Origin of the sequence: Streptococcus mitis (genome assembly GCF_016658865.1) — a bacterium.
Classification (GTDB): Bacteria; Bacillota; Bacilli; order Lactobacillales; family Streptococcaceae; genus Streptococcus; species Streptococcus mitis_BT.
Genome location: NZ_CP067992.1, coordinates 120462 through 133689 on the forward strand (window position 1 = coordinate 120462; position 13228 = coordinate 133689).

The following is a 13228-nucleotide window of genomic DNA, read 5'->3' on the forward strand; positions in this document are numbered from 1 at the left end:
GATTTTCATCAACCATATAAGAATAACACATTTTTTTTGTAAAGTAAAGTTACTTGACAAAAAAAGATGAAAAAAATAGAAGCTATTCAATCTAATTAATCGAAATTTTCTGAAAATTCAAGAATTTTCTTCTGTTCATTGCTTTTAAAATGTGCTATAATAGTAAAAACTGAAATGGGAGGGAACAAATGACTGAATTAGATAAACGTCATCGCAGTAGCATTTATGACAGTATGGTAAAATCACCAAACCGTGCCATGCTTCGTGCGACTGGTATGACAGATAAGGACTTTGAAACACCGATTGTGGGAGTGATTTCGACTTGGGCGGAAAATACACCATGTAACATCCACTTGCATGATTTTGGGAAATTAGCCAAAGAAGGTGTCAAATCGGCAGGTGCGTGGCCTGTGCAGTTTGGGACTATCACTGTAGCGGACGGGATTGCCATGGGAACGCCTGGTATGCGCTTCTCTTTGACATCTCGTGATATCATTGCGGACTCAATTGAGGCAGCTATGGGTGGTCACAATGTGGATGCCTTTGTTGCTATCGGTGGCTGTGACAAGAACATGCCGGGTTCTATGATTGCCATTGCCAACATGGATATTCCAGCTATTTTCGCCTATGGTGGAACTATTGCACCGGGAAATCTTGATGGTAAAGATATCGACTTGGTTTCTGTCTTTGAGGGTATCGGAAAATGGAACCACGGTGATATGACAGCTGAGGACGTGAAACGTCTTGAATGTAATGCCTGCCCTGGCCCTGGTGGCTGTGGTGGTATGTACACTGCTAATACCATGGCGACTGCTATCGAAGTTTTGGGTATGAGTTTGCCAGGTTCTTCATCTCACCCAGCTGAATCAGCTGATAAGAAAGAAGACATCGAAGCAGCAGGACGTGCTGTTGTTAAGATGTTGGAACTTGGTCTCAAACCATCAGATATCTTGACTCGTGAAGCCTTTGAAGATGCTATCACTGTAACTATGGCTCTCGGTGGTTCTACAAATGCCACTCTTCATTTGCTTGCCATTGCCCATGCTGCCAATGTTGACTTGTCACTTGAGGACTTCAATACGATCCAAGAGCGTGTGCCTCACTTGGCCGACTTGAAACCATCTGGTCAGTATGTCTTCCAAGACCTCTACGAAGTCGGTGGTGTGCCTGCGGTTATGAGATATCTCTTGGCAAATGGTTTCCTTCACGGAGACCGCATTACATGTACTGGTAAGACTGTTGCTGAGAACTTAGCTGACTTTGCAGACCTTACACCAGGTCAAAAAGTTATTATGCCACTTGAAAATCCAAAACGTGCGGATGGTCCGCTTATCATCTTGAACGGAAACCTTGCTCCTGACGGTGCGGTTGCCAAGGTTTCAGGTGTTAAAGTGCGTCGTCACGTTGGACCAGCTAAGGTCTTTGACTCAGAAGAAGATGCTATTCAAGCCGTTCTGACAGATGAAATCGTTGATGGTGATGTAGTCGTTGTTCGTTTCGTTGGACCTAAGGGTGGTCCTGGTATGCCTGAGATGCTCTCACTTTCATCCATGATTGTTGGTAAAGGTCAAGGAGATAAGGTGGCCCTCTTGACGGACGGACGTTTCTCTGGTGGTACTTATGGTCTGGTTGTTGGACATATCGCCCCTGAAGCTCAGGATGGTGGACCGATTGCTTACCTCCGTACAGGCGATATCGTTACGGTTGACCAAGATACCAAAGAAATTTCCATGGCCGTATCGGAAGAAGAACTTGAAAAACGCAAGGCAGAAACAACCTTGCCACCACTCTACAGCCGTGGTGTTCTTGGTAAATATGCCCACATCGTATCATCTGCTTCACGCGGAGCCGTGACAGACTTCTGGAATATGGACAAGTCAGGTAAAAAATAAACTCATACTCTTCGAAAATCAAATTCAAACCACGTCAACGTCGTCTTGCCGTAGGTATGGTTACTGACTTCGTCAGTTCTATCTACAACCTCAAAACACTGTTTTGAGCAGCCTGCGGCTAGTTTCCTAGTTTGCTCTTTGATTTTCATTGAGTATTAAAAAGCAAGCCAACTTTGGCTTGCTTCTTTTCATCTTCAAAAGTAATTTACCTGCTTAACGAGGTGGCAGTCCAAGGGCAATGCGGCCGTAGCGACTGATTCGTGTAATCTTCCAGGCAGGCGACCAGGTAACTTCAACCTTGACATCTTCGATACCCTCGATTTGTTTCAGACCTGCGACGATTTCGATAGGCAGGCTTTCGGCGCAATCACAGGCGGTGTCGGTGAAGGTCATGACAATCTTACAGAGCCCTGTTTCATCCAGATTGATTTCATAAATCAGCCCTAGATTGTAAACATCCAATTCCACATCTGTATCAAAAACCTTCTCTAGTTTTTCGATAATTTGGTCTTGTATGGCCAAAGCGCGGTCATTGATTTTGATATCGTCTCTCATTACAGTCCCTCCACATGATAAATATCCTCTATTTTCTCATAATTCTGACAATTTGGCAAGTTTTTGATGAATTTCTGAAAAAAATATGATAATATAAAGAAAACACTGAATCAAGGGGAAGCCTATGGAGCAGATTGGAAAAGTCTTTAGACAATTACGAGAGTCAAGAAATATCTCGCTGAGACAAGCAACTGGGGGACAATTTTCGCCGTCTATGTTATCCCGATTTGAAACTGGTCAGAGTGAGCTTTCGGTGGAAAAGTTTCTATTTGCTCTGGGGAATATATCTGCCAGTGTGGAGGAAATCCTTTTTCTTGCGAGAGGTTTTCAGTATGATGCAGATTCTGAGTTGAGAAAAGAAATCAAAGATGTCTTGGATCCAAAGAATATAGCTCCGCTTGAGGACTTGTATCGCAAGGAGTATCAAAAGCATGCCCATTCTCAAAACAAACAGAAACATATTCTAAATGCCATTATTATCAAGTCTTATATAAAGAGCATGGATGAAAGGGTAGAGTTAACGGCAGAGGAAGAGAGAGTTCTTCATGACTACTTGTTTTCTACTGAGATTTGGGGAATCTATGAACTCAATTTATTTTCAATCAGTTCTCCATTTTTATCTGTTTCTCTTTTCACTAGATATGTACGAGAAATGGTACGTAAATCTGATTTTCTAATGGAAATGTCTGGCAATCGAAACCTTTTTCACACTATACTATTGAATGGTTTTTTAGCCAGCATTGAATGTGAAGAATTTACCAATGCCTCTTATTTTAAACGTGTTATCGAAGAGCATTTCTACAATGAAAATGAAACCTATTTCCGAACTGTCTATTTGTGGGCGGAAGGTCTCCTTGATAGCAAGCAAGGTAGAGTCAAGGAAGGACAGAAAAAGATGGAGAATGCTGTCCGTATTTTTGAGATGCTCGGCTGTAATAAATCTGCCGAATACTATAGAAATACGACCGATTGTTGAATATCTGCAAACCAAGAAAATCATTTGAAATTTTAAGCGATAGAACTGTTGGGCTCTCTCGTGTCATTGGAGAAATTCTATCGTTTCTTTTTGTTCATTTTATTTGTTGCATATATTCAAAGTTTTTCCTCTAAAATTTCTAAGTGCTATACTATAGTCATACTTCACATAAAACTTCGAACAAGAAGGGAGATTACCTATGAAACTATTGTTCAGAAATCAAGCTTATCGTCTCTTGACTTTGTCACGCTTCTTCAATGCTTTTGGTGCTTCAATTTTCAACCTGGTCTTTATCGTCTATGCATCGACCCTGCCACAAGCCTCCTTTGCTGTTGCTATGGCGAATATTGTCATGCTTCTTCCGACTCTCTTTACAGTTTTTGTAGGGATTCGGGCAGATTACACGAGGGACAAGGTCAAATGGATGGTCTATAGCGGTTTGTTTCAGGCGGTTTTATTTTTTCTAGCAGCCCTAGTTGTTCAGCAAGCTAGTCTCTTTGCCTTTTCTAGCCTGTGTTTAATCAATGTCATTAGTGATGTCATCAGTGATTTTGCTGGTGGTTTGCGTATGCCTCTCATTAAGGAAAAAGTAGCTGAAGATGATCTGATGGAGGCTTATTCTTTTTCCCAATTCATCACCTATATTTCAGCTATTGGTGGTCAAGCTTTTGGAGTCTGGCTCTTAGGACTATCGGTCAACAATTTTTCCCTCGTTGCAGGAATCAATGCCTGTTTTTTCCTCGTATCAGCTTCTGTTCTATTTTTAGGAAAAAGCAAATTGAGCCTGTCAATTTCATCTCCTGATGGTGAATCACTAAAAAATGAGAAGCTTTCTATCAAAGACCAATTTCTAACGATTTATCGAAATTTACGCCTTGTTTTTCTTAAAAGTGGACAGAAAAACTTTGGTTTTATGCTCTTTGCTGTCTTGCTTATCAATGCCTTGGGTGGCGCTTTGGGTGGAATTTATAATATCTTCTTTTTGAGCCATTCTCTCTTGAATTTTTCTTATACAGAGGCATTATTTATCAGTCAATTCTGTGCTTTGTTAGCAATCATCATTAGTAGCCTTACGGGCAATGATTATTTTGGGAAGCAGTCCTTGCCTAGATTGATGATGTGGGCTACCGTAGGGCTCACTCTAATTGGTCTGGCTAACGTATTCAATCAAGTCGTGCTTGGTTTGCTATTTCTATTTTTAACTCTGTATGTGTCTGGTAAAGTTGCTCCAAAGATTAATGCCATGCTCATGAAAAATCTAGCTCCAGAGGTTTTAGCTCGTACCAGTAATTTTTTAGGTTTATTGTTTACCTTATCCATACCTGTGGGAACAGCTTGTTTTTCACTAGTAGCCGTATGGAATATACAGTTGACTTGGATGCTATTTGTTGGTTTTTCCTTGCTAGCTATTCTTTTGACAGGTCTTAATCTCAAAAATGATATCTAATACTCTTCGAAAATCTCTTCAAACCACGTCAGTGTCGCCTTACCGTACTCAAGTACAGCTTGCGGCTAACTTCCTAGTTTGCTTTTTGATTTTCATTGAGTATAAATCCTAATTTTTTTCTTACTGTTTTAATCCCTTTATTTATGGTAAAATAAGACTATTAAGTTTAAAGAGGATTCCCTATGAAATTACAAAAACCAAAAGGAACGCAGGATATTTTACCTGCTGAATCTGCCAAATGGCAGTACGTTGAGGGCTTTGCCCGTGAAATTTTCAAGCGCTATAACTATGCAGAAGTGCGTACGCCTATTTTTGAGCATTACGAGGTCATCAGTCGCTCTGTCGGAGATACAACGGATATCGTAACCAAGGAAATGTACGATTTCTATGACAAGGGTGACCGTCATATTACCCTCCGTCCAGAAGGAACTGCGCCCGTTGTCCGTTCCTATGTGGAAAATAAACTTTTCGCCCCAGAAGTGCAAAAGCCAAGCAAGTTCTACTACATGGGTCCTATGTTCCGTTACGAGCGTCCACAGGCAGGACGTTTGCGCCAGTTCCACCAGATTGGTGTTGAGTGTTTTGGATCTAGCAATCCAGCTACCGATGTGGAAACAATCGCGATGGCAGCCCATTTCTTGAAAGAAATCGGTATCCAAGGTGTCAAATTACATCTTAACACTCTTGGAAATCCTGAGAGCCGTGCGGCCTACCGTCAAGCCTTAATTGACTATTTGACACCGCTCAAGGAGACCTTGTCTAAGGATAGCCAACGTCGTTTGGAGGAAAATCCTCTTCGTGTCTTGGACTCTAAAGAAAAAGAAGACAAGGTGGCAGTAGAGAATGCGCCGTCTATCTTGGACTTCCTTGATGAAGCAAGCCAAGCACACTTTGATGCTGTGCGTCAGATGTTGGAAAATCTTGGAGTAGACTACATCATCGATACCAATATGGTGCGTGGTCTGGACTACTACAACCACACGATTTTCGAGTTTATCACTGAGATTGAGGGCAGTGACTTGACAGTCTGTGCGGGTGGTCGTTATGATGGCCTGGTTGCTTACTTTGGAGGCCCTGAAACTGCTGGATTTGGTTTTGGGCTTGGTGTAGAGCGCCTGCTTCTCATTCTTGAAAAGCAAGGTGTGGCCCTCCCTATCGAAAACGCCCTAGATGTTTATATCGCAGTCTTGGGTCAAGGAGCAAATGTCAAAGCCTTGGAGTTGGTACAAGCCCTTCGCCAACAAGGATTCAAAGCAGAGCGTGATTACCTCAACCGTAAACTCAAAGCTCAGTTCAAGTCAGCCGATGTCTTTGCGGCTAAGACCCTCATCACCCTCGGAGAGAGCGAAGTCGAAAGCGGACAAGTAACTGTTAAGAACAACCAAACCCGAGAAGAATTGCAAGTGTCACTTGAAGCAATCAGCCAAAACTTCTCAGAAATCTTTGAAAAATTAGGCTTTTAATAGTAGACAAACTGGTCAGGAACCTATTCCTGACCTTTTTCTTTTGCAAAATGACAAAAATCATAAACTTTTTGACAAATATGCTTGTCAAAAAGAAAAAGATGTGTTACAATGTAAGCAAGTTAAGAGAAAAGGAGAAAGGAACGATTATGTGGGCATTAGGATTTGTACCTCTTGTGATTATGTATTATATCTACCATTCCCAAAAGGTCCAGAAACTAGAGAATAAAATCAAAAGAATTGAGCAAAAACAGAAAGGAAATAAAGATATGTCAAGATTATTAAAAGAATTGATTGGGAGAACGCCAGTCATCGTTGGACAATTGTTTGGAACAGACAACTGGGAAGTTGTGGATGTTGATGAGGAATGGGTCAAGCTACGTCGTGTTAATAAAAAAGGAAAAGAAAAATTCAAACTACAACGCATTGAGGATATCCAAACTGTTGAATTTGACGGAAAGTAGGTGTGTAACATGCAACTAAAAAATCGTCTAAAAGAGCTTAGAGCTCGCGATGGTCTCAATCAAACCGAACTAGCCAAGTTGGCAGGGGTTTCCAGACAGACCGTTAGCCTACTAGAACGGGATGAGTACACCCCATCCATTATCATTGCTCTGAAAATATCTCAAATTTTCAACGAAACAGTCGAATCGGTATTTCGCTTAGAGGAGGATGAGTGATGAACAAGTATAAAGTGATCTATTATGTAGTTGTCGTAGCTCTATTAATCAGCGTATTTCTATTGATTGGGATAGACTTAGGCTGGTTTAGTCCCTATCAAAGTAACCAATTTGTTTGGGCCTATTTTGCCCTCATACCAGTAATTGAATGGATTGAAAAGAAATCCAAAAATCTAGCAAGTGAAAAAGGAGAATGAATATGAAAAAGAAAAAGAAACGTGGATTGTTATTTTTAATGTCTATTGTCTTGGGATTTTTTTTGGCCATGTTTGTAGGGATGTTTAAGGCACTTGCTGAATCCCACGGAATTATGTTAGATGTAAAAATCTTGATACCATGGATATCAGCTATTTGTTTAGTGTTAGGTTTCATTAGCATACTTTTGACATTCAATTTCTTAAAGAAAAGCAGAAAATTTCATTCCTTGTATCAAGAGGAAATGGATGATGATCTGAATGAAACCTATTATGTGCAAATGTATCGGAATCTCGAGTTTGGAACCATTGCTTTTAATATTGCAAGTGTAGCGATTTTATTAGCTCTCTTCATTTCAGCAAGTGAAATGGTTGTACTAAATGGAAGCCATATAACCTTACCTCTTTCTTTTTTGGCATTAGTGCTGATTTTCAGTGTTCAAAAATATCTTTTTAAGACCATTGCGATTGTTCGTCAGTTTGATTTGGTATTTTTCTCTACACCAAAGGATATCTTAGAGCATTTCGATTCTTACGATGAAGGGGAGCGCAAGGCTAATTTGGAACAGAGTTTTCGGATTTTATTCCAATTAAATCAGTATGTCTTGCCAATCTTATATATTTTTCTTTTTATCATTTCTTTCTTGACAGGAAAGATTCAATTACTGTCCTTATTGCTTGTAGGAGCAATCCATATTTATATCAATGTGATGCAGTTACCTATGGTAAAACGTTATTTCAAATAAAGGAGTTTCTATGATTCGTGTTGAAAATGTAAGCAAAAGTTTTGGGAGCAAAAAAGCTCTTCACCAGATTTCTTTTGAGATTAAGGAGGGTGAAATCTTTGGTTTTCTTGGCCCTTCTGGCTCAGGTAAAACAACCATGATCAATGTCTTAACAGGTCAGTTGGCTGCAGATCAAGGTAACACAATTTTGTTAGGTAAGAATTCTCAAGATTTAACTTCAAATGATTTGGAACAAATCGGTATAGTTAGTGATGGCAGTGGTTTTTATGAAAAGATGAGTCTTTACAAAAATCTGCTCATTTACGCTAAGTTATATGGTCTCAAGTCAGATAGAGTAGTTCAGGTGCTCCAACAGGTTGGATTGGCAGATGCTAAAGATATTATCGCAGAAAAGTTATCTACAGGAATGAAACAACGAATGTTCTTGGCCCGTGCCCTTCTGAATGCTCCTAAGATTCTCTTTCTAGATGAGCCAACCAGTGGCTTAGACCCTACAACATCTAAGATGATTCATACCCTACTTCAAGAATTAAAGCAGGCGGGGACAACTATCTTTCTGACCACGCATGATATGAATGAAGCAACTCTGCTTTGTGATCGCTTATCTCTTTTGAATAAGGGTAACCTAATAGAGTATGGAAGTCCGCAAGATATCATCCAGAAGTACCATGTGGATAAGAAAGTACGTGTGGTTTATAATGATGGACGAGAACAGATCGTTCCATTTGAAGAATTACCACAATTAGACACGACAGATTTGATGGTGGTTCACTCTTGTGAGCCGACACTAGAAGAAATCTTTATCAGATTGACAGGAGAAAAGTTAGATGTTTAGAAAATTAAATGCCCTACTATGGTTAAGAGTGCAAGTTCTTATTAGCAATTCAACTTTGTTAGCGACTTTATTGATACCTTTTGGTATTGCTGTTTTATATAATGAATTTTTAAATAAGAATGGACAATTGAGCCTATTTTTACTATCTTCTAGCTTGACGATGGTCTTGAGCATGGGAAGTGGTTATATGGTATCGATTATGATGGCAGAAGATAAGGAAAAACGAAATCTTAAATCACTCATCCTAAGTGGTGTGACAGCAACAGAATATACTTTCAGTATGCTTGTTCTCCCTATTCTGATAATGTTACTTGCTATGATTGTACTTCCCATCTATCTTAGAGTAGATGTATCTGGTTATTTATTTGCTTACGTTATCTATTTGCTCCTAGCAACTATTAGTATTATTTTTCTCAACCTTCTAATCGGTGCGGTGTCAGATACTCAATCTAAAGCGCAAGTTTATAGTATCTTCCCTATGTTAATTGTCTCTTTTTTACCTATAATTGCTCTTCAAAATGATACGGCTCAGAAAGTGTTAGATTACTCGTTCGTCGGTCCTATTGTAAATCTTTTAAATAAAAAAGGTGGAGAAATATCTTTTTCTAACATCGGTATGTTACTTGCCTGGGTACTTGTATTAGGAATAGCAAACTTCTTTGTATTGAAAAATAGCTATAAAGCAAGATAGGAGTTATTTATGAAACTACTTAAAAACCTTGGCTGGTTTCTTCTAGCCATTCTATCCTTTTACTTTATCTATGGTCTGGTTCAGAGCATGGCTCTGTCAGCTCTTGGACTAGGGGCTTCAATCTTTGGAGTCTTACCACTTTATATCGCCCTGTCAGGAGCCTATGTTTATGGAGTTTACAGATGGTATCAGACAGAAAAGGTTAGCATCCAGACGACTGCTTTTAATCGTCATATCTGGTTGCCTACTCTGGTTTTGCTAGTGGCTATTACAGCCCAGTTCTTTTTACCAGAAGATCCGTCGGTCAGTCAACAAATCGTATCTCAACTGACAGTGGAACAGCCTGCATTTGGTTTCTTTATGGTGGTGGTCTTTGCTCCTTTGACGGAAGAACTTATCTTTAGAGGGATGTTAGCACGCTACCTCTTTCCTAAGCAGGACAATAGTAAACAAACTCTGATTTTTCTTCTGGTATCCAGTGTTCTGTTTGCCTTGATTCATTTCCCAGGTGATGTGCAACAATTTTTTGTCTATTTTAGCCTTGGTTTTAGTTTGGGCTTGGCTTATATTAGCAGAAAAGGTCTGGTCTACAGTATTTCTCTCCACGCTTTGAATAATTTAGTCGGCTTTTTGATGATTCTCATGCTATAATAGAGTCAGGAGGTCACATGAAACGAGTAATTTTATTAGCAGTGATTCAAGCAGTTGTTCTATTTTTCATCATTGGGGCGCTAGCTTATGCCTTTAAGGGCGATTTCTTCTACAACTATCTAGCAGTTGTCTTTGCCCCTATTGCAGGTGTCTTGCGCTTTGGGACAGCTTACACAACGGAAATTGTCTTGCCTCGAAAGGCAGCCGAAATTGCTGAAAAGCGTAAAGCAGGCAAAAATTCAAAATAAGAGAGTCCGGTGATATTTTCATCGGATTTTTGTATTGGCATTAATTTTTAGAGTCTTCACTTGATTTTTAAAGTCAGGCAAACTTTTCTGCTGATTTTCATGAAGAGCCTGCGCTTTTATGGTAAAATAGTAACAGAATAAAAGAGGAGAGAAACAATGAAACGTAGTATGTATGCTGGTCGTGTTCGTGAGGAACACATCGGACAAGAAATTACCTTGAAAGGATGGGTTGGACGTCGTCGTGACCTTGGTGGTTTGATCTTTATCGACCTTCGTGACCGTGAAGGAATCATGCAGTTGGTTATCAACCCTGAAAAAGTATCTGCAGAGGTTATGGCAACAGCTGAAAGCCTTCGTAGCGAGTTTGTTATCGAGGTGACTGGAGATGTCGTTGCGCGTGAGCAAGCCAATGATAAGTTGCCAACTGGTGCAGTTGAGTTGAATGTGACAGCTCTTACTGTGCTTAATACAGCTAAAACAACCCCATTTGAAATTAAGGATGGCATTGAGGCCAATGACGATACGCGTTTACGTTACCGTTACCTTGACCTTCGTCGTCCAGAAATGTTGGAAAATCTTAAACTTCGTGCTAAGGTGACCCACTCTATCCGTAATTACTTGGATGAGTTGGAGTTTATCGATGTGGAGACACCATTCCTTTCTAAGTCAACGCCAGAAGGGGCGCGTGACTATTTGGTGCCATCTCGTGTTAATAAAGGGCATTTTTACGCGCTTCCTCAAAGTCCACAAATCACTAAGCAGTTGTTGATGAATGCTGGTTTTGACCGTTATTATCAAATCGTTAAATGTTTCCGTGACGAGGACTTGCGTGGTGACCGCCAGCCTGAGTTTACTCAGGTCGACTTGGAAACTTCATTCCTTACTGAGCAAGAAATCCAAGATATCACAGAAGGATTGATTGCCCGAGTGATGAAGGAAACAAAAGGCATCGAAGTAACCCTTCCATTCCCTCGTATGAAATACGATGACGCTATGGCTCTTTACGGTTCTGACAAGCCAGATACCCGTTTTGACATGTTGCTTCAGGACTTGACAGAAGTGGTCAAAGGTGTGGACTTTAAAGTCTTTTCAGAAGCACCTGCTGTAAAAGCCATTGTGGTCAAAGGAGCTGCGGACAACTATTCACGTAAAGACATCGACAAGATGACTGAAGTAGCCAAACAATATGGTGCCAAGGGTCTTGCTTGGGTCAAGGTAGTTGACGGAGAATTAAACGGACCAGTTGCTAAGTTCTTGACGGACATCCAAGCAGAATTGACAACAGCGCTTGCTCTTGAAGACAAGGACTTGGTTCTCTTTGTGGCAGATACGCTTGAAGTGGCTAATGCAACACTGGGTGCCCTTCGTGGACGTATTGCCAAGGCGCTTGGCTTGATTGATAACGATAAATTCAACTTCCTTTGGGTAGTTGACTGGCCAATGTTTGAATGGTCTGAAGAAGAAGGCCGTTACATGAGCGCCCACCATCCATTTACTCTACCACAGGAAGAGACTGCTCACGAATTAGAAGGTGATTTGGCGAAGGTTCGTGCCATTGCTTACGATATTGTCTTGAACGGTTATGAGCTTGGTGGTGGTAGCCTTCGTATCAACCAAAAAGACCTTCAAGAACGTATGTTCAAGGCTCTTGGTTTCTCAGCCGAAGAAGCAAATGACCAATTTGGCTTCCTTCTTGAAGCCATGGACTATGGTTTCCCACCACACGGTGGTTTGGCTATCGGGCTTGACCGATTTGTCATGCTTTTAGCAGGGGAAGAAAATATCCGTGAAGTTATTGCCTTTCCTAAGAACAACAAGGCAACTGACCCAATGACACAAGCTCCTTCAACAGTAGCTCTCAAACAACTAGAGGAACTCAGCTTACAAATAGAAGAAGATGAAACAAGCAAAACGAATTAAGCGGTGGCGCTATTATCTGCGCCGCTTTGCTTATCAGATAAAAATTTTACGTGTCTTACAAAGCATCTCTCGGGAAAAATATGATGAGAAGATTTCGGCCTCTCTGGTCTATGGTTTTTTATCAGCAGTAGCGGTCAATTTCTTTTTCCAACCAGGGCATGTGTATTCGAGTGGTGCGACAGGTCTGGCACAGATTATCTCTGCCTTGAGTAATCATTGGTTTGGTTTTCATATCCCGATTTCGCTAACCTTCTACGCCATTAATTTTCCTTTGATGGTCTTGGCTTGGTATCAGATTGGCCATAAGTTCACCGTCTTTACCTTTATCACAGTATCCATGAGTTCCTTCTTTATCCAGTTTGTCCCTGTGGCAACCTTGACGGAGGATCCCATTATCAATGCCCTTTTTGGGGGTGTTGTCATGGGCTTGGGGATTGGTTTTGCTCTTCGAAACAATATCTCCAGTGGGGGAACGGATATCGTCAGCCTGACCATTCGTAAGAAAACAGGTAAGAATGTCGGCAGTATTTCTTTCTTGGTAAATGGGACAATCATGTTGATAGCTGGTTTGACCTTTGGTTGGAAATACGCTCTCTACTCTATGATTACCATCTTTGTCTCTAGCCGTGTGACAGATGCGGTCTTTACCAAGCAAAAACGCATGCAGGCTATGATTGTGACCAATCATCCAGTGAAGGTTATTGAAAAAATCCATAAAAAATTGCACCGCGGAGCAACCATGATCCACGATGCAGAAGGAACCTATAATCACGAAAGAAAGGCAGTTTTAATCACTGTCATTACACGTGCAGAGTTTAATGAATTTAAACAGATTATGAAACAGGTGGACCCAGGTGCCTTTGTCTCTGTATCTGAGAATGTTCATATTTTGGGACGATTCGTTGAAACAGAAAATTAGTAACTAAAAAA

General features: G+C 40.6%; 15 protein-coding genes. 14 read left to right on the forward strand and 1 reads right to left on the reverse strand.

What is annotated here, in order from left to right; translation table 11 throughout:
* Positions 1 to 188 precede the first annotated feature (188 nt).
* Positions 189 to 1892 (forward strand): dihydroxy-acid dehydratase, encoded by a 1704-nt coding sequence (gene ilvD / locus JJN14_RS00475; protein ID WP_000137346.1) that lies wholly within the window; start codon positions 189 to 191, stop codon positions 1890 to 1892.
* Between the two features lie 213 nt (positions 1893 to 2105).
* Here ilvD and JJN14_RS00480 read toward each other — a convergent pair whose 3' ends face one another.
* On the reverse strand, positions 2106 to 2447 hold the full coding sequence (locus tag JJN14_RS00480) for a metal-sulfur cluster assembly factor (protein ID WP_023944033.1): 342 nt from the start codon (positions 2445 to 2447) through the stop codon (positions 2106 to 2108).
* Positions 2448 to 2571: 124 nt separating this feature from the next.
* Between JJN14_RS00480 and JJN14_RS00485 the strand changes: the two genes are divergently transcribed.
* The 13 genes from JJN14_RS00485 (at position 2572) to JJN14_RS00545 (ending at position 13217) form a co-directional block, all read left to right on the forward strand.
* A complete protein-coding gene (locus tag JJN14_RS00485) occupies positions 2572 to 3423 on the forward strand; it encodes a helix-turn-helix domain-containing protein (RefSeq protein ID WP_201058632.1) in 852 nt (283 codons plus the stop codon).
* Positions 3424 to 3622: 199 nt separating this feature from the next.
* Positions 3623 to 4870 carry a transporter gene (locus tag JJN14_RS00490; protein ID WP_201058633.1) on the forward strand — a complete coding sequence of 416 codons (1248 nt, stop codon included), beginning with the start codon at positions 3623 to 3625 and terminating at the stop codon, positions 4868 to 4870.
* Positions 4871 to 5052: 182 nt separating this feature from the next.
* Positions 5053 to 6333, forward strand: coding sequence for a histidine--tRNA ligase (gene hisS / locus JJN14_RS00495; RefSeq protein WP_201058634.1), 1281 nt, complete (start codon positions 5053 to 5055; stop codon positions 6331 to 6333).
* Positions 6333 to 6797: a hypothetical protein gene (locus JJN14_RS00500; RefSeq protein ID WP_201059118.1), complete on the forward strand. Its 465-nt coding sequence runs from the start codon at positions 6333 to 6335 to the stop codon at positions 6795 to 6797. Before hisS ends, JJN14_RS00500 begins: the two co-directional genes overlap by 1 nt.
* Before the next feature lie 9 nt (positions 6798 to 6806).
* A complete protein-coding gene (locus tag JJN14_RS00505) occupies positions 6807 to 7013 on the forward strand; it encodes a helix-turn-helix transcriptional regulator (RefSeq protein WP_070479546.1) in 207 nt (68 codons plus the stop codon).
* Positions 7013 to 7210, forward strand: a complete 198-nt coding sequence (locus tag JJN14_RS00510; RefSeq protein ID WP_201058635.1) for a hypothetical protein — start codon at positions 7013 to 7015, stop codon at positions 7208 to 7210. The genes JJN14_RS00505 and JJN14_RS00510 overlap by 1 nt, the downstream gene beginning before the upstream one ends.
* A 2-nt stretch (positions 7211 to 7212) precedes the next feature.
* Positions 7213 to 7953 carry a DUF3169 family protein gene (locus JJN14_RS00515; protein WP_201058636.1) on the forward strand — a complete coding sequence of 247 codons (741 nt, stop codon included), beginning with the start codon at positions 7213 to 7215 and terminating at the stop codon, positions 7951 to 7953.
* 10 nt (positions 7954 to 7963) lie between these two features.
* Positions 7964 to 8788: an ABC transporter ATP-binding protein gene (locus JJN14_RS00520; protein ID WP_125386720.1), complete on the forward strand. Its 825-nt coding sequence runs from the start codon at positions 7964 to 7966 to the stop codon at positions 8786 to 8788.
* Positions 8781 to 9479 (forward strand): ABC transporter permease, encoded by a 699-nt coding sequence (locus JJN14_RS00525; RefSeq protein WP_125386719.1) that lies wholly within the window; start codon positions 8781 to 8783, stop codon positions 9477 to 9479. Before JJN14_RS00520 ends, JJN14_RS00525 begins: the two co-directional genes overlap by 8 nt.
* Before the next feature lie 9 nt (positions 9480 to 9488).
* Positions 9489 to 10130 carry a CPBP family intramembrane glutamic endopeptidase gene (locus tag JJN14_RS00530; RefSeq protein ID WP_125386718.1) on the forward strand — a complete coding sequence of 214 codons (642 nt, stop codon included), beginning with the start codon at positions 9489 to 9491 and terminating at the stop codon, positions 10128 to 10130.
* A gap of 17 nt (positions 10131 to 10147) precedes the next feature.
* The gene (locus tag JJN14_RS00535) at positions 10148 to 10378 is read left to right on the forward strand and encodes a hypothetical protein (RefSeq protein ID WP_000832184.1); all 231 of its coding nucleotides are present in this window, start codon (positions 10148 to 10150) and stop codon (positions 10376 to 10378) included.
* 156 nt (positions 10379 to 10534) lie between these two features.
* Complete coding sequence (gene aspS / locus JJN14_RS00540; protein WP_201058637.1) at positions 10535 to 12298, forward strand: aspartate--tRNA ligase; 1764 nt, start codon at positions 10535 to 10537, stop codon at positions 12296 to 12298.
* Positions 12276 to 13217: a YitT family protein gene (locus JJN14_RS00545; RefSeq protein ID WP_201058638.1), complete on the forward strand. Its 942-nt coding sequence runs from the start codon at positions 12276 to 12278 to the stop codon at positions 13215 to 13217. Before aspS ends, JJN14_RS00545 begins: the two co-directional genes overlap by 23 nt.
* Positions 13218 to 13228 lie beyond the last annotated feature (11 nt).

What these genes read in the sequence shown, in the direction of transcription:
- ilvD (WP_000137346.1), top strand. Translation starts at nt 189, where the DNA reads ATGACTGAATTAGATAAACGTCATCGCAGTAGCATTTATGACAGTATG.
- JJN14_RS00480 (WP_023944033.1), bottom strand. Translation starts at nt 2,447, where the DNA reads ATGAGAGACGATATCAAAATCAATGACCGCGCTTTGGCCATACAAGAC.
- JJN14_RS00485 (WP_201058632.1), top strand. Translation starts at nt 2,572, where the DNA reads ATGGAGCAGATTGGAAAAGTCTTTAGACAATTACGAGAGTCAAGAAAT.
- JJN14_RS00490 (WP_201058633.1), top strand. Translation starts at nt 3,623, where the DNA reads ATGAAACTATTGTTCAGAAATCAAGCTTATCGTCTCTTGACTTTGTCA.
- hisS (WP_201058634.1), top strand. Translation starts at nt 5,053, where the DNA reads ATGAAATTACAAAAACCAAAAGGAACGCAGGATATTTTACCTGCTGAA.
- JJN14_RS00505 (WP_070479546.1), top strand. Translation starts at nt 6,807, where the DNA reads ATGCAACTAAAAAATCGTCTAAAAGAGCTTAGAGCTCGCGATGGTCTC.
- JJN14_RS00510 (WP_201058635.1), top strand. Translation starts at nt 7,013, where the DNA reads ATGAACAAGTATAAAGTGATCTATTATGTAGTTGTCGTAGCTCTATTA.
- JJN14_RS00515 (WP_201058636.1), top strand. Translation starts at nt 7,213, where the DNA reads ATGAAAAAGAAAAAGAAACGTGGATTGTTATTTTTAATGTCTATTGTC.
- JJN14_RS00520 (WP_125386720.1), top strand. Translation starts at nt 7,964, where the DNA reads ATGATTCGTGTTGAAAATGTAAGCAAAAGTTTTGGGAGCAAAAAAGCT.
- JJN14_RS00525 (WP_125386719.1), top strand. Translation starts at nt 8,781, where the DNA reads ATGTTTAGAAAATTAAATGCCCTACTATGGTTAAGAGTGCAAGTTCTT.
- JJN14_RS00530 (WP_125386718.1), top strand. Translation starts at nt 9,489, where the DNA reads ATGAAACTACTTAAAAACCTTGGCTGGTTTCTTCTAGCCATTCTATCC.
- JJN14_RS00535 (WP_000832184.1), top strand. Translation starts at nt 10,148, where the DNA reads ATGAAACGAGTAATTTTATTAGCAGTGATTCAAGCAGTTGTTCTATTT.
- aspS (WP_201058637.1), top strand. Translation starts at nt 10,535, where the DNA reads ATGAAACGTAGTATGTATGCTGGTCGTGTTCGTGAGGAACACATCGGA.
- JJN14_RS00545 (WP_201058638.1), top strand. Translation starts at nt 12,276, where the DNA reads ATGAAACAAGCAAAACGAATTAAGCGGTGGCGCTATTATCTGCGCCGC.